We start from the raw sequence: 15,524 nt of genomic DNA on the forward strand, positions 1-15,524 counted from the left end.
AGAGACGCAGAGGGTGTGAAAAGGTAATCATCCGTTGTTCGCTATTCGGGTGCCACTGATCTGTCTCCGTGCATATGGCCAGCGGTTTTCGTCACCATCGATTGGGAACGACCTGCTTTAGCGTATTCGATTCGTTAGCATGCGTCCCTGTACAAAAGTCCGATTCGCTGGCATTTTTTCTATTCGCCGAGCTAGGGAAGGTCTGCATAACCCGTTTTCGGAGTGCCGGCCTTTTGCTTCCTGGGCGGTGTCAGCCTTGAGAATTTGTTGCCACGTAGATCGCCTGACTTTTGCGTCGTGCCACGCGACGCTCGCCGAGATTCAGAGCTCCGAACTTCTGGTGTTTCAGGGTTTCTGCAGAGTTCGGCGCGCCATCCACAGATTTCCCAGAGCGAACAGCGTCATGATCTGGGCGGTGTTCTTCATCAAGCCACGATACCGGGTCTTTGTGTAGCCAAACTGGCGCTTGAGGACTCGGAATGGGTGTTCGACCTTGGCACGGATGCCGGCCTTCAGGCGTTCGATCTGATCGTATATCGCGTCCAGTCGATCGCGTAGGTCCAGTTGTCGGCGCCTGCCCGGTCTCATCGCGACATGCCAGCGCACTGCGTCAGACTCGCAACGCTTTTCGATGCCCTGATATCCGGCGTCAGCGTACACATCCGTTTCATCGCCGTGCAGCAACGCCTGGGCTGCATTGATGTCGTGAACGTTTGCCGCTGTGCCGATCACCGTGTGAACCAGGCCCGACTCCGCGTCCACGCCGATATGCGCTTTCATCCCGAAGTACCATTGATTGCCCTTCTTCGTCTGGTGCATTTCCGGGTCACGTGTGCCGGAGTCGTTCTTTGTCGAACTGGGCGCCGAGATCAATGTGGCGTCGACCACCGACCCGGTTTTGAGCATCAAGCCTTTCTCCACCAGGATCTCATTGACCAGCGCGAGCATTTGCGCTGCCAGTCCGTGAGTTTCGAGCAGGTGGCGGAACCGAAGAATCGTGCTCTCGTCCGGCAAGCGCGTCATGCCACCGTCCAGCCCCGCGAAGTCGCGATACAGCGGTACGTCATACAGCGCTTCTTCCATCGCAGGGTCCGACAGACCGAACCACTGCTGCATAAAATGAATCTGCAGCATCGTCGCAATCGGGAACGGCGGTCGCCCAGTTTTACCAGCGGGATAGTACGGCTCGATTAGCGCAATCAGCCGTGACCATGGCACCACCCGCCGCATCTCATCGAGAAACTCCCGTTTGCGCGTACGTTTTGTTGACAGATCCAGACCAAGACCTAATTGCATCATCAAGGCTCTCCTCAACTAACCTTCCTCATCCCAGGATAGCTCACCCGGGCGTGAACGTCAGGACTTTTGCAGACCTTCCCTAGGTCACCCGACAAGAAGCCATACAGAAAAGCACGTGCACTACGCATTCTTCTTCGGCAAACTGATCAGCCATTCTGATGAGTAGCCAGGACGACATCCGAATCGAACCTGCTACGACAAAACCTTGCGGTCAGGCTGTTGCCGTGCAGCGACGCGAAACTGACTCGGCGCCTGACCCACTTCCCGCCGGAAGAAACGCGTAAAGTACGCGGCATCCGCGAAACCCAGCCAGAAGGCAATCTGCTCCACCGACATATCTCCGAAGATCAGATTACGCTTCGCCTCCGTGATAATGCGCGCGTGGATCATTTTCGTTGGGCTTTGCTCTGACGCAGACGCACAAGCCGCCCGCAATTGCACTAAAGACACCGCCATCATTGACGCATAGTCTTGCAGCGGCAGATTCTCGCGGTAGTGTTCATCAATCAGCTTGCGGAAACGGTCTACCTGACGAATATCGTTGCGGATTGCGCCTTCGTTGCTGGTCTGATCCAGACGTGTTTCACGAACCAGCATAAGCAAAAGACTCGTGAGCAACGCCTCTGTGCCGACCACATGACCGACTGCTTCAGACTCGACCTCCTGTTTGAGGCTATTAATCAGGCTATAAAACTCCACTCCGGCGCCAGCGGAATAAGAGAGTGGAATCATTCGCGGCAGCGACCAGAGCGAAATAAACTCGCGAAGTTTCGCGTTGACCTGCGTCAGATAGGAGACTTCGATCGTCACCACCCACCGATCGACATCGATCTCATAGTCGAGACCATGAACGCACTCGGTCGGCAACAGCAGTGCACAAGGGCCTTCGAACGGTACGCTACTACCTTCGAGATTCATCACGCCGCGCCCGCTGCGAACGAAAATCACCTGACCATAGGCCGGATGCGCATGAGGCTCGGTGCGCCAGCGACCCCGATCAGTGACGTGCCCGACATGCACGAACCAGTTCTTCGTTTCAGGGCGCTCAACGTAAAGGCGAACTTTGGGAACAGTGGTCCGCTTCGCTTTGGGAGCGGACCTGGGTTGATACTTTGCCACGGCACTGTGTGTCATAAAGTCTCCTTGGCGAGCGCGTCACTTTCGGCAGCGGCTGCCATTGACATGCTGGGCTTACGCGAAAGAATTCGCTCTCTGATTCCGCGTGGGGCGCAATTTTCAATCAAGCGAACGCACATCATCTGCGTCATGTCGCCGGTCAATTTTCCGGGTAATGGACTGGTCAGTTGCATCTTTGCCAACCTACGTTGCGCCAACCATTGGCACGACTGAACCGAACGCAGTCGACGCTCATTGTCTTGACCCCGGGCGCCACTCCAACGCGGCCTGTTCCCGCGGATGATCGCGCAGCCGGTCTTGAAGGATGTTGGGGGAATGTCGCTGCGACAGTCGCAGCGGAAACGAATACGACGGAAACGGCAGCACCAGACGCGTGATGAACCACTCGCCGACAGGTGTCGGGGCCGCTGCCGTGTCCGGCGCGGAGCACTACTGGTTTTCCAGGTGATAGATCTCGACGCTGATGTGTTGCAGCGGTCGCGTCCAACAAGTGCAGCAGTTGCGTGGCATCGTGAAGATACGCGCCAACCGTGGCGGCCGGCATGTCGCTGGACTTCGGCGGAATCGCACGCCTGAAACCGGATCGTGGTCGGGCTATTGAGCCAGGTGCGATTCTGGGACCGCCGCCACCGCGCGACTCTGAGACGAGCCGAAGGTCATTTGTCTGCAACCCATCTGGCCCGCACGCTGAAACGGTCGTGGCCAGACGTTGTGCCACCAGTCCCTCGCGCCAACGGCCCTTAGCCTCTCCCGAGATCCGCCCGTCACGTCCAAGCCATACACTATTTTCGTGAGCCGGTCGCGCCAGGATAAGCCCGTTGCCGGCATGAACGGAGTGATCGCAAGCGCAGCCCTGTGCGCTGCCAGCTTGCGCCCAGGATTCCAGATGCACGTGGACATCAAGGGCGACGACTACGGTTCGATACGTGACCACAATTCTTCATCCAGAATCGGCTAACACCTCGCCTCACACTATCGTGATTCGATAGCAGAGGTTCACTGCTCGGCACAGAAAGTTAGCAGCCTCAGAGGCCTCGATCAATCGCCTTTGCGTTGGTTCGCCGACACTAAAATAAGTTCAGATTCGGCGAACGTTCTAACGAATACTCTGCTCGATGTCATCAACAATGAATACGACAGCTGCAGTTCAAGACGGTGTTTACCCTTGACGAAACTCTTTGACGGAGAACCTTACTGGTTCTCTATAAGGATTCGGATAAGCACGTTTTTTAGCGGATTTCCCTACAGCCAAGGCTACCCCGCAAGGGATGCCATCCTAACACTCATGGCACAGCGCGAAAGCGGCTGATATTTTTCCATACATTTCTGACCGGCAAACCTGTCACTTACCCGAACGCCGGCACCGTTCTCACAACACCGGCGGCCCGGCATCAGAAGCGATGCATGATCCCCAGTGCAATGCCGCGCGTGTTTGCGCCCGGCGCACCTTTGAGGCCCTGGTAATTAGTACCGTTGAGACTGAACTGCGCGTCACCCCGGTTCTGGATAAAGCCGGCCGACGCGTAGAGCGTCGTCCTCTTCGAAAGAAGATGTTCGAACGTCAGACCGATTTGCTGTGCGTTGTTGCCCGCGCCAGTGCGGTCATGCGCGTAACCGTACATCACGGAAAGATCGTCGGCGGGAGTGAACGAGTAGGACGTCGATGCAGCATACACATCACGTTTCACGCTGTTGTCGGTTTGACGCTCGTTGTGATACGCCAGATAGAACTGGGCGTTCCCCACTGTGATCGACGAACCTACATTCAACACTTTCAGCGTCGAGGTTCCGGTCGCGTTGTCGGCCTGTTCGTAGCCGGCTGCGAGATGGAACGGCCCGTTGACGTAGCGGACTACCGCGTTATAAAACTGGAACCCGTTGGACGGCTTGGTCGTCGAGTCGCGCATCGCGACCATGAACTGCGCTGTCAAGCCGTAGATTGTCGGCGTGAAGTACGAGATCGCGTTATTCACGCGAACGGTCAATGTGTTGAAGTTATTCATCGGCGAGCCGATGCTCATCACCGACAGCGGATCGAGTTCGGGGTTGAGGAAGATGTACTGCGGCGTATTTTGCAGACCAATCCGTGTCTCACCGAACGCGCCAGACAATCCCACCCACGCCTGACGATTAAACGCCGCCGTTGAACTCGCGGCTGCACCAGTCGCACCATTAAAGCCCTGCTCCAACTGGAAATTGACGTACAGCCCGTTGCCAATATCTTCGCTGCCTTTCAGGCCGTACCGGCTTGCGAACAACCCGCCCGACGTGGCGCGCACCGCACCGCCACTGCCCGCGTTCTGATACTCGATACCGTTGTCGATGACGCCGTAGAGCGTGACCGATGACTGGGCATAAGCCGCATTCAACGCACACGCCGACGCAACGCCCGATACGAGGGTAAGCCACTTTTTCATCTAGTCTCCGAATCAGTATGGTTTTTTTAAATGTCTTTGTTCAGCGGTCTTTTCTTCTCAATTCAATTGATGATTCGTTCGCATGTCTAATTTCCACAAAACATCGCGTCACTGGAGGCGAACAGAATGCGGGAGTTGGCTAGTGCGACTGAGGTGCCGTAAGCGGCAAGCCGACACAGCGTCGTAGGCATGCGATGCGGTAAAAGCGACGGGGCTGGCGCTCAAGCTTGCGAATCGATTGACCTGCGTCTTCCTCAAGACGAGAAAGCGCGGTGCTGCAAATGGAACGTGCGGCTGGGATGGTGCTGTATAAGCATTGGCGCACTGAGTCAAAGCCGACGCATTCGACGAGACCGGCTATCAAGCCATAAGCGATCGCGACAAGACACCGGAAGTGGAAAGGAAATCCGCCGACGCGCGAACGACCCACGGCGAATCTGCACGATTCGTGGCGAACGTTCGTGTCCAGGTTGCTCTTCTGGTTCGCGCTGTTCAGCGTCAAGTCGCACTGCGGCGTCCATCCCGCGGCGGCAACTTCCATCACGCCGGAAAGGCTACGAGGTAATGCCTCTCGCAAGAGTGTCTCCATTACGTTTTTATTGGAATTCGACCGGTCGACGCGTCACCGTTTCGCCCAACGCTAGGGCGCTCCATGTCGACCGCCCAACTGCGGATCTGCCAGATTCCACGTTCGCCGAGCCATGCTGATAGGCCCGGCGCACCACGGGACGGCTGTTATTGTTGTAAGAATATTTGATGCCGGATCGCGAGTCCTTACACAAAAAGTAGATTCACTGGCATTTTTTTCTGTCAGGAGAAAGGGGCCCGACCGCGCGCTCAGTGAGGCGAGCCCCGCTTCTTGAGGCCCAAATACCCACGGAATTGCGTGCTCCCTGCGAGCTTGTAAGCAGCGGAGTCGAGACATATGTCATGCTTCCGTTCCCGGCTTCCTGTTTCCCTGCAACACGCTCACCGCTGATTGAGCCCAAGCTGATGACTGCGATCGCTTGATCCCGGTCATCCTCCGCTCACAGCGGCGCCAGAACGGCTTGCCGCCGTCCAACCGGCGAGCTACGGTTTCAAGGGGACAGTGCCGGAAAATCGTTCTGCGCAGGGCCGTGATTCGTGACCGGTCTTCATCAGATCGACCCGTTGATCTTCGCCAAGGAGACTTTATGACGCACAGCGCGATGACAAAATATCAACGCCACTCAAACAACGAAGTAACGCTAAAAACGGTCCCGAAGGTCCGTTTGTATGTTGAGCGTCCGGAAGAAGAAGAGAAATGGTTTGTGAATATTGGCCACGTCACAGACCGGGGCCGTTGGCGAACCGAACCTCACGCGCATCCAGAATACGGTCAGGTCATCTTCGTGCGCGGCGGCCGTGGCGTGATGAACCTCGAAGGTTCGAGCGTCCCGTTCGAGGGACCGTGTGTGTTGCTGCTGCCGACAGAATGCGTGCACGGACTCGATTACGAAATCGACGTCGACAGATGGGTCGTGACAATTGAAGTGTCTTATCTGACCCAGGTCAACGCCAGACTCCACGAGTTCATCCAGTTGTGGTCGCTGCCCCGCATGATTACGCTGTCTTCAACGGACGGCACGGCAACGGAGTTCTTCGGCCTGATCACGCGACTTGCGCGGGAACTCGAGTCCAGAACGTTCGGTCATGTGGTGGGAACCGAAGCACTGTTGACCCAGATTTTCCTGATGCTGGTACGGGGAACCCAACTCGACCAGCCCGACAATGGCGGCGCATCACGCAACGAGATTCGGCTGGCAGACCGCTTTCGTGAACTGATCGAGCAGCATTACCGGCAGAACCTGGCGTTGCAGGCGTATGCGTCGATGATGGCGGTGTCGCTGGTTCAGTTGCGCGCCGCGTGCGCGGCGGCCACCGGTCAAAGTCCGACGAAGATGATTCACGCGCGCATTATTACCGAAGCTAAACGGAATCTGATTTTCGGCGAGATGTCTGTCGAACAGATTGCCTTTGGGCTGGGCTTCTCGGACGCCGCGTACTTCACGCGCTTCTTTCGCAAAGAGGTGGGCGAAGCGCCGAGCCAGTTCCGGATAACAGCGCGAGAACAGTCTCAACGGAACAAATAGTCGCGACACAAGGGAGTGTCTTCGCACTCGTTTTTCTGTTAGTTAGTCGCTAGCGGCGAAGCCTCCCTTTCATCACAATGACTTTCTCTTTCACCCCTTGTTCCATGACAATCGAAAGGTGAGTTGCCCCAACCGCCTTTTCCAGTGGATTCGGTAGTAGCCGTCCTCGTCGTTCGCTCCTCGCTCAATTGGACGCCTCTGCGTCTCACATCTTGTTTGTTCTCCCAGCGCGAAAACCGTTTGTAATCGCGAACGGTATCCGTCTCGCGACGTCCGCAAAAAATGCCAGCGAATCTCACTTTTGTGTAAAGGCAGACGCTCGGGCATCCAATACTATTCCCTCCAACCACCGCGACAGAACTGTCCAGTGCCGGATTGATCAGCTAGTTGCCCTCGGTGCGACCGAATCAAGAGTCGGAAAACCGACCACGCGTCGCCGGTAAACATAAGTCCAATTTCGACGGAGACAGACAAGCACCTTAATAAAACGCACAGCGTCGAGCTGGCACTTTCCCAGCCTTAATTGCCGCCACGGTACGTCGACTGGCTTTGACAGCTACGCCTCGGGTATCTGGCTCCGATCATGTCATCGACAAAGTTGAACGGAAACGGGGCCAATAAAAAATCTATATGGACGGAGACATGAAAAAAATTTCTAAAGCGTTGTGCAAGCCGCTTATCGGCGTGGCCATGTTCTGTTGTTTGAGCGAGTTCGGTTACGCTGAAGAGGTGACAGCGCCGACTACTTCCGCTCCGCCGCAGGCCCAGAGCACACAGCCGACACCGCAAACCCCGCCGAACGGAACCGCGCCTCTCACTTTTCCGGACCTGAAATCGGCGGAGCAAACCGGCGTGCCGCCGGTGTCGTGGAATGACACCTTTATCGGCTATCGCGTCGGCAGCGAGTTCCATTACCCGGGTGTTCCCGACAAGGTGACACAGAACATTGGTTACCTCACGACCACCGGAGGCTTCAAGTTCGGTAGCTACGCATTCAACGTCGACTACCTGGTGTCGAACTCCGCCAACCCGGAAGCAGGCGGTCCGAGCAATGGCGGCGCACAGGAGGTGTATAGCGTTGGCCGCGTAACGTTGAGCGCGAGCAAGATTCTTGGGCGCCAGATCGGCTACGGCATTATTCGCGACGTGGGCTTCACGGGCGGTTACGAATTCGGCACCAAGAACGACGCTTACGGCGAGCGCGCACGGATGGTCATTCTCGGCCCGACCGTCGAATTCACGGTGCCGCGGGGCTTCGTGAACCTGACCGCAGGTATGCGGACGGAAAGCAACCACAACGGCATTACCGGCCAGGATGTGCATTTCAACGCTGCGTGGCACCTCGAAAGCACATGGCTCGTACCGTTCCGTGTGGGTCCGGTGCCGTTGATGTTCCGCGGCTTTGCAAGCTTGACCGGTCCGAAAGGTCGAGATGGTTTCGGCGTTCAGACGACCACCGAGTTCCTCGCCCGTGCTGCGTTGCTGGCCGACCTCGGTTCGTTCGCCGGTCATCCGCGTACGGTGTATGCAGGCCTAGGTTACGAGTACTGGCATCACATGTACGGCTCACCGACGAATGAGACGGTTGGCACGATCACGTCGGTGCCGATGTTCCAGGCCGAAATCCATTTCTAATCAGTCTCTGTTGTGAATTTGCCTATTGGCGACTCCTTATGCGGGTCGCCAATAGTCGTTTGAGAAATAGTTTTTAGGCTGTGCGCTGTTCGGTCCGAGTACCTTCGAGTCGCATTGTCGAAACGAGCGCGCCATTTTCCGGCACCGTCATGAATGACGTGCGTGGTGTGTTGGGTAATTTTTCCATCAGTCTATTTTTTATGAAGAACCCGGTTCTCGAGATTTCATCTTTCCGATACTTCTTTCTGAGTCGGGTTGCGACGACCATGTCCAATCAGATGCTCATGGTGATCGTCGCCTGGCAGATGTACGACATTACACACAGCGCGTATGACCTCGGCATGGTTGGCCTCGCGCAGTTTGTTCCTGTACTTGCGCTATGTCTCGTCGTGGGCCAGATTGCGGATCGCCATGATCGCCGCCTGATTCTGACGGCCTGCCTGATAGGGCAATTCGGCGTCGCAATGCTGCTGATTGCAGGTACGTTGGGCGGATGGCTCAATCGCGAAGTCATTCTGATCGCGTCGATCGGCTTGGGTATCGCGAAAGCGTTTCAGTTGCCCACGCAGCAGGCGCTATTGCCCACACTCGTTCCTCTGCCTGCATTGCCGCAAGCGCTGGCCATCAATTCCGCCGGATCACAATGCGCCACCATCCTCGGACCAGCGATTGGCGGTTTTATTTATGTGGCCGGTGCTGCCGTCGTCTATGGCGCATGCGCTGCCATGTGTCTGTTTGCTGCCGCGATGATCTTTCTGATTCGCCATCAGCATGCGCGCCCCGCTCGCGAACCGGTGACGCTCCAGAGCTTATTCGCCGGCATCAGCTTTATCTGGATGCGCAAGGAAGTACTCGGAGCGATTTCGCTGGATCTATTCGCGGTTCTTTTCGGCGGTGCGACAGCGCTATTGCCGATCTTTGCGCGTGACGTTCTGCATGTCGGCTCATGGGGACTGGGCCTATTGCGCTCAGCGCCTGCGGTCGGCGCGTTAGTGGTTTCGCTCTATCTGGCGCGCTATCCGATTCAACGTCGTGTGGGCAAGCTGATGTTCGGCTGCGTCGCGCTTTACGGTCTCGCGACCCTGGTTTTCGCGCTATCTCATTCGTTTATTTTGTCGCTGACCGCACTCATGCTCAGCGGTGCATTCGACATGGTCAGTGTGGTCGTGAGGCAATCGCTGGTTCAACTGGAAACGCCTAATGAAATGCGCGGCCGGGTCAGCGCAGTCAACTCGATCTTTATTGGCGCGTCGAATCAGTTAGGTGAATTCGAGTCGGGAGTAACGGCCGGCTGGCTGGGCGCGGTTCCATCCGTGCTGGTCGGTGGAGCAAGTACGGTGCTGGTCGTCGCGCTCTGGATGAAGCTGTTCCCGTCGCTCGCTCAACGGGCGAAATTGACGGCTTCGTAGAGCGCCTGCTCCGAAGTCGAGGCGACTAGCGCAAAACCGCCCCGGTCCATTTCCCTTCGCTTGCGACTTTTATTTTCCATCCCCATTGGAGTAGTCATGCAGATTCAGGAATACACAGCCGCGCAGATTCAGGCGGCCGTCACGGCGGCAGCGAACATTGCCGACAATTGGGCTCAGTCATCCGCACAAACGCGCGCCGAACTTCTACGCGAATTAGGTGCCGTTCTGGTAGCGAACCGGGAAGAGCTGGTCCGTCTCGCCGATGAAGAGAGTTCGTTAGGCACGCCGCGACTGAACGGCGAACTGGACCGCACTACCTTTCAGCTCAACGGATTCGCCGACCATATCGAAGCAGGCAACGCGTTCGCATTAACCGACGACGACGCTATCGCCGGCGCGCCGCCCCTTGGACGTCCGCATCTGACGCGTGTCCGCGTGCCGCTGGGTCCGGTTGCCATGTTCTCGGCAAGCAACTTTCCGTTGGCGTTTTCCGTTCTGGGCGGCGATACCGCATCGGCACTTGCCGCTGGCTGTCCAGTCGTGATCAAGGCACACCCGGGCCATCCGAAGCTGTCGCGCCGCGTTTTCGAACTGGCGCAAACGGTACTGGCGAAACAGGGTCTGTCTGAGGGTGTGATTGGCTTCGTCGAAGGCGCGAGTGTCGACGTAGGTGTCGCGCTGGTGCGTCATCCCGACATCGCGGCGGTTGCATTTACCGGTTCGTACCAAGGGGGCAACGCATTGTGGGCGGAAGCGAATTCGCGTCCGCGACCAATCCCGTTCTATGGCGAACTGGGCTCGATCAACCCGGTGATCGCACTGCCGGCCGCACTGAGCGCGCAGGCCGAAGAACTCGCACAGGCGCTGGCATCGTCGATCGAATTCGGATCCGGGCAGATTTGCACGAGCCCGGGTGTCGTCGTGCTGTTCGCGGGCGCCGACGCGGACCGGTTCGAAAACGCGTTGCGTGACGCGTTGCAAACCAAAAAGACCCACACCATGCTGACGCCCGGCATGAAGCGCAATTTCGAAGCCGGTGTTGCGCGGCTCACTGGCACACCGGGCGTGCAAACCGTTCTGCGAGGCGAATCGAATAGCGACGACAACGCGCCGCCGCGCCCCCTGCTCGTGCGAACCAGCGCAGAGAACTTCATCGCGGACCACGCGCTGCGTGAAGAGGTTTTTGGCCCGGCGTGCGTGATCGTGCGGGTGAAATCAACGGATGAGGTAGTCGCTGTTCTGAACGCAGTCGGTGGAAGTTTGACGGTGACGCTGTGGGGCGCGGAAAACGATTCCGCCGACGTGCGCCGTATCACGCGCTGCGCGACGCAAATTGCGGGACGCGTGCTGTTTAGCGGCGTCCCCACGGGCGTTGCCGTGACGCGCAGTCAGCAGCACGGCGGTCCGTGGCCTGCCTCGACGGAGCCGTTCACGACGTCGGTCGGCTATGCCGCGATGGATCGCTTCTTGCGGCCCGTCGCACTTCAAAGTGCGCCGGCGTGGCTGGCGGAACGCGCGGGACGTCCGTGCTGATGCGATTGCCGCAAGCTGGCCATCGGAACGTAGCGTAAAACGCAAAGCCGGTCTTGATTGACCGGCTTTTTTTCGACCAGCAATCGACGACATCGTCGGAAACGCGCAGACAAAAAAGCGCCGTGCTTTCGCACGGCGCTTCCACTACCTCACACCAGAAATCCGCTTACGGATTCGGCACGTACAACGGCATCGAATCTTCCCACAGCGTATCGGTGATCGCGTGCTGATCGGAGCCGTCAGCGTTCATCACCCAGTTCTGGCCATCAGGCTGGAACGTGTTGTCGTAAAGCGCAAGTTCGTCGCGGAAACCGTAGACACCCGAGCTATAACCAATACGCCCGTCATAGAGCCACGCCGCGTGACCCTGGTTCGCACCGGGCGTGGTCAGACGGGTGACGTCAGTGCCATCCGGTTTGATCGTGTACACGTCGTAGTGGAACTTGTTCGGATCGGTCGGGTTGATTTCTTTGCGCGTGAACACGATTTTGCTACCATCCGGCGACCAGCCCGGCAGGTTATCCGCCTCGGTCGTCAGCACCGTCGTCTGACGCGTGTCCAGATCCAGAATGCGCAGACCTTGCACCTTCGGGCTCCACACGCGGTACACGATCTTCTTGCCGTCCGGCGAGTAGCTCGGAAAGCCGGAGTTGATCGAACCGTCGGTCAGGATTTCCGGCTTGCCATCCATGCTGCCGTCTGCCTTGATACGGGCAATGCGACCCGGACCCATGCCACGCGTGAAGAACCAGTCGCCAATACCAAACGCCACCCATTCACGATTCGGCGACCACGTCGGCTGGAACGCGCCCGCCAGACCCTTCTGGATCATGTCCGGAGCCAGACCGCTGTTAGCCGGATCGTAAATGCGCTGATACCCCGTGAAGTCCGGATTGATGATGGCAATCGACGAACCCATCGCCTTTTCCGTGTACACCAGCTTCTTGCGATCGGCGGACAACTGCGGGAACACGTCGATATAACGGTAGTTCCAGTTCGGGTCGAAACTGAACATCGGCGTGCCGTTCGGATGCGCCGGACGCATCGTGATCTTTTCATAGACCACCTTGCTGCCGTCCGCCGTATAGTGCGGCGAGCGGATGCCCGTATTCGCGGTCGAACGGAACGTGCCCGCCGTCGAGTACAGACCTTCCGTGTCGCCACCCTTCACGTGATACGCGACGTTGGTGTTCGAGATGTATTGCGGAAACACTTTGAGGCCCGGCGTCGCCGTCAACGCGGTGCGCGACAGATCGGCCAGATCAACCGACACGATTTGCGAGCTGACCTTGTTGATCAACTCCGGACGGTGCGCGCCCCAGGTCGATTCGACCGGCGTCTCATAGAACGCGACGCGTTTGCCATCGGGCGACCACGTCGGCGAGCCTTCGTCAAAGCCCGGGTTGCTGGCAATTTTCTTCCAGCCCGAACCATCGGGATGAATGATATAGATACTGCTTTCTTGCGTGCGCTCCCAGCCAACCGGCAGATTGTGACCGCGCCATTCTGAGCCGATGTCGGAAGACAGTGCAATCCACTTGCCGTCCGGCGACCACGTCGGACGGAAGAAGCTATGCGGCCTGCTCGCATCGAACTTGATATCGCCGGTAACGTTCTTCAACGCGCCGGTCGCGATGTTCAGTGTCCAGATGTTGGTCGTGCCGAATTTGTCTTCGCTGCGGCGCGACGAAACGAAAGCAATGACGTTAGGATCGGTCGGAGAAATAGCGGCCGCGTCGTCAACGGCGATGTGATCGGTGAGCTTCTTCAGATCGCTGCCGTCCACTTTCACGCGATACAGGTTAGCTTCGCCGTAGCCGTCACGCTCCGACGTAAAGACGATCCACTGACCGTCTTTCGAGAAAGAAGCATGGTAGTCGAAACCCGGCATCGACAGCAGCTTGTGTTCATCGGTACCGTCGGCATTCGCGATGTACAGATCGGAGGTCACAGGACCCAGGCGGTCGAGCAGTGCCGTGCCTTGCGTTGCAGTCGCGGCCTGCACGCCTGCGGAAATGGCAATCCAGGCGCCCCCGATGGCTGAATAAGCCACGAGCTTTTTCAAAGACGAGTTTAAATACACAGCGAAATGCCTCCGTTAATTATGCTTGGTTGAGCGGCATCCAACACCGCTCAACGGCCTCCTGCGCCGCTATTCTAGACAACGCGTTATGGTTTATTTCCTTGCTGCGAGTACTTGCGTATTACCACTTTTTCCCGACACACCCGACGATATTTAGCCGAGGCTGCCCGTCACATCGTCGAATAGCTCGTCGACCGACAAACGATGCGGAATGATCTTCTGATCCAGCGCCCAATCAATCGCGAGTTGCAGACCCTTGCGGTTCGCTTCGAGACCGATCGGCGGAAAGATAGCCGGCACGCCCTCAGCCAGATTGCGGCTCTCGGCCACCATCCGGTAAAGCTCACGCACCACGTCCGGGCGCTGCTTCGAAATGTCTTCGTGTACGACAAACATGTGATTGATCGGCACCACGTTCTCGCGCGCGAACCAGTCCTTGGCCGCCGCCTGCGCATCCGGCACCAGCGTGCGCACGCGTTCGTCCTTCGGCATGTCTTCACCGAGCAGCGCCGCGGCGAGTTCGCCCTTGAGCATCATCTCCGGAATCGACGAACCTGCCGGCAGACGCTCGCAGTTATTCGGATCGCGGTATTCAGCAAGGTGGCCATCGCCGAGCGTCATCCACTGAACCTTGTCGAGATCGACGCCGTATTCGTGGCGCAGAATGCCGCGAATCCACAGCGCGGTGGTTTGCGTATAGGTGCGAACGCCGACCTTTTTGCCTTCGATATCTTTCGGATCGAGATGGCCGAAATCGATGTTGTAACCCGCGCAGTGATGCTGGAAGCGGCCCGAGATTGGTGCGGGCAGCAGTACGTACGGCTTGCCATACGCCTTCGCCTGCAGGAAGGTGACGATCGCGAGTTCACCCGCGTCGAACCTGCTCTCGCGCACCATCGCCTTGAAGCCGTTGTGCGCGGGCGTCGGCCCGCAGAAGTCGAGGTTGACGATGTCCGAGCTGACGCGGCCGTCTTTCATCGCCTTCGTGACCGCGTAGTCGGCCAGGTTCGTGCGCAACGTCGGCACGCCAGTGAGGGTGGTTGTCATTGATGTGGGTCCTTGTATGCTTGAATGGATTTACAGCCTGACCTCGATCAGGCACGGGCCCGACTCGTTCACCGAGTTCGCCATGGCCTGGTGGAATGCTTCTGCGGTATCGACGGAAACGGCGGACACACCCATGCTTTTCGCCATCGCGAGCCAGTCGATGCGCGGACGGTCGATGTCGATCATCGCCAGCGCGCGCTCGCCCGGCGCACCCGCGCCCATGTTCGCGTACTCGGCCTTCAGGATCGCGTAGCTGTTGTTCGCGAAGATGATCGTCGTGATGTTCAGGTTCTCGCGCGCCTGGGTCCACAACGACTGGATCGTGTACATCGCGCTGCCGTCACCGACCATGCAGAACACACGCCGGTCCGGGCACGCGAGTGCCGCACCGGTTGCAACCGGTGTGCCGTAGCCGATGGAGCCGCCCATGTTGTTGATCAGATCGTGCGGTGCCGCGCCGACGGTCAGGCCCATTGTTTCGCGGCCCGTGGTCAGCGATTCGTCGACCAGAATGCAGTTCTCCGGCAACGCGGCGGCGAGTGCCTGCGCGATGCTCGCGGGCCCGAGTGCGCCGGTCGGCGGCGTCGCATCGGCGCGTTGCTGAAGCACCGCGCGCGCATTCGATGCACCCACGGCTTCGACCAGCATCTCCAGACCCACCACCCCGTCTTCACCGATTTCGACCAGCTCATGCACGCTGGTACCCGGCGACTTCAGCAGGCTCGGCTTGTCCGGGTAACTGAAGAACGCGATCGGCTCGGTGGTTTCCACCGTGATGATGTGTTTGAAAGCCTTCAGATAGTCAACCGCCTGACCGACTGCATACGGAATGCGTTCAAGCGTCACACGA

General features: G+C 58.1%; 10 protein-coding genes. 4 read left to right on the top strand and 6 right to left on the bottom strand.

The window, feature by feature from the left end:
- Window positions 1-345: 345 nt before the first annotated feature.
- From LMG28727_RS30575 to LMG28727_RS30585, 3 genes are all read right to left on the bottom strand, one after another.
- The gene (locus tag LMG28727_RS30575) at window positions 346-1,299 is read right to left on the bottom strand and encodes an IS5 family transposase (RefSeq protein WP_201646069.1); all 954 of its coding nucleotides are present in this window, start codon (window positions 1,297-1,299) and stop codon (window positions 346-348) included.
- A 192-nt stretch (window positions 1,300-1,491) separates the two neighbouring features.
- Window positions 1,492-2,433: a helix-turn-helix domain-containing protein gene (locus LMG28727_RS30580; RefSeq protein ID WP_201646070.1), complete on the bottom strand. Its 942-nt coding sequence runs from the start codon at window positions 2,431-2,433 to the stop codon at window positions 1,492-1,494.
- Between the two features lie 1,394 nt (window positions 2,434-3,827).
- Window positions 3,828-4,853 carry a porin gene (locus LMG28727_RS30585; protein ID WP_201646071.1) on the bottom strand — a complete coding sequence of 342 codons (1,026 nt, stop codon included), beginning with the start codon at window positions 4,851-4,853 and terminating at the stop codon, window positions 3,828-3,830.
- Window positions 4,854-6,043: 1,190 nt separating this feature from the next.
- Between LMG28727_RS30585 and LMG28727_RS30590 the strand changes: the two genes are divergently transcribed.
- The 4 genes from LMG28727_RS30590 (at window position 6,044) to LMG28727_RS30605 (ending at window position 11,544) form a co-directional block, all read left to right on the top strand.
- Window positions 6,044-6,967: a helix-turn-helix domain-containing protein gene (locus LMG28727_RS30590; protein ID WP_236592491.1), complete on the top strand. Its 924-nt coding sequence runs from the start codon at window positions 6,044-6,046 to the stop codon at window positions 6,965-6,967.
- A 642-nt stretch (window positions 6,968-7,609) separates the two neighbouring features.
- The gene (locus tag LMG28727_RS30595; protein ID WP_201646073.1) at window positions 7,610-8,602 is read left to right on the top strand and encodes a hypothetical protein; all 993 of its coding nucleotides are present in this window, start codon (window positions 7,610-7,612) and stop codon (window positions 8,600-8,602) included.
- Window positions 8,603-8,802: 200 nt separating this feature from the next.
- A complete protein-coding gene (locus LMG28727_RS30600; RefSeq protein ID WP_201646080.1) occupies window positions 8,803-10,011 on the top strand; it encodes an MFS transporter in 1,209 nt (402 codons plus the stop codon).
- Between the two features lie 96 nt (window positions 10,012-10,107).
- Complete coding sequence (locus LMG28727_RS30605; RefSeq protein ID WP_201646074.1) at window positions 10,108-11,544, top strand: aldehyde dehydrogenase (NADP(+)); 1,437 nt, start codon at window positions 10,108-10,110, stop codon at window positions 11,542-11,544.
- A gap of 166 nt (window positions 11,545-11,710) precedes the next feature.
- On the opposite strand, the gene LMG28727_RS30610 is transcribed toward LMG28727_RS30605, so the two are convergent.
- From LMG28727_RS30610 to LMG28727_RS30620, 3 genes are all read right to left on the bottom strand, one after another.
- Window positions 11,711-13,597, bottom strand: a complete 1,887-nt coding sequence (locus LMG28727_RS30610; RefSeq protein WP_236592494.1) for a TolB-like translocation protein — start codon at window positions 13,595-13,597, stop codon at window positions 11,711-11,713.
- A 183-nt stretch (window positions 13,598-13,780) separates the two neighbouring features.
- Window positions 13,781-14,674 carry a type 2 periplasmic-binding domain-containing protein gene (locus LMG28727_RS30615; protein WP_201646076.1) on the bottom strand — a complete coding sequence of 298 codons (894 nt, stop codon included), beginning with the start codon at window positions 14,672-14,674 and terminating at the stop codon, window positions 13,781-13,783.
- Between the two features lie 30 nt (window positions 14,675-14,704).
- Window positions 14,705-15,524, bottom strand: an 820-nt coding sequence (locus LMG28727_RS30620; RefSeq protein WP_236592496.1) for a thiamine pyrophosphate-dependent enzyme, incomplete at its 5' end; no start/stop codon positions are given.

It is taken from the genome of Paraburkholderia metrosideri, from assembly GCF_904848625.1.
In the GTDB taxonomy this organism is placed as follows: domain Bacteria; phylum Pseudomonadota; class Gammaproteobacteria; order Burkholderiales; family Burkholderiaceae; genus Paraburkholderia; species Paraburkholderia metrosideri.

What these genes read in the sequence shown, in the direction of transcription:
- LMG28727_RS30575 (WP_201646069.1), bottom strand. Translation starts at nt 1,299, where the DNA reads ATGATGCAATTAGGTCTTGGTCTGGATCTGTCAACAAAACGTACGCGC.
- LMG28727_RS30580 (WP_201646070.1), bottom strand. Translation starts at nt 2,433, where the DNA reads ATGACACACAGTGCCGTGGCAAAGTATCAACCCAGGTCCGCTCCCAAA.
- LMG28727_RS30585 (WP_201646071.1), bottom strand. Translation starts at nt 4,853, where the DNA reads ATGAAAAAGTGGCTTACCCTCGTATCGGGCGTTGCGTCGGCGTGTGCG.
- LMG28727_RS30590 (WP_236592491.1), top strand. Translation starts at nt 6,044, where the DNA reads ATGACAAAATATCAACGCCACTCAAACAACGAAGTAACGCTAAAAACG.
- LMG28727_RS30595 (WP_201646073.1), top strand. Translation starts at nt 7,610, where the DNA reads ATGAAAAAAATTTCTAAAGCGTTGTGCAAGCCGCTTATCGGCGTGGCC.
- LMG28727_RS30600 (WP_201646080.1), top strand. Translation starts at nt 8,803, where the DNA reads ATGAAGAACCCGGTTCTCGAGATTTCATCTTTCCGATACTTCTTTCTG.
- LMG28727_RS30605 (WP_201646074.1), top strand. Translation starts at nt 10,108, where the DNA reads ATGCAGATTCAGGAATACACAGCCGCGCAGATTCAGGCGGCCGTCACG.
- LMG28727_RS30615 (WP_201646076.1), bottom strand. Translation starts at nt 14,674, where the DNA reads ATGACAACCACCCTCACTGGCGTGCCGACGTTGCGCACGAACCTGGCC.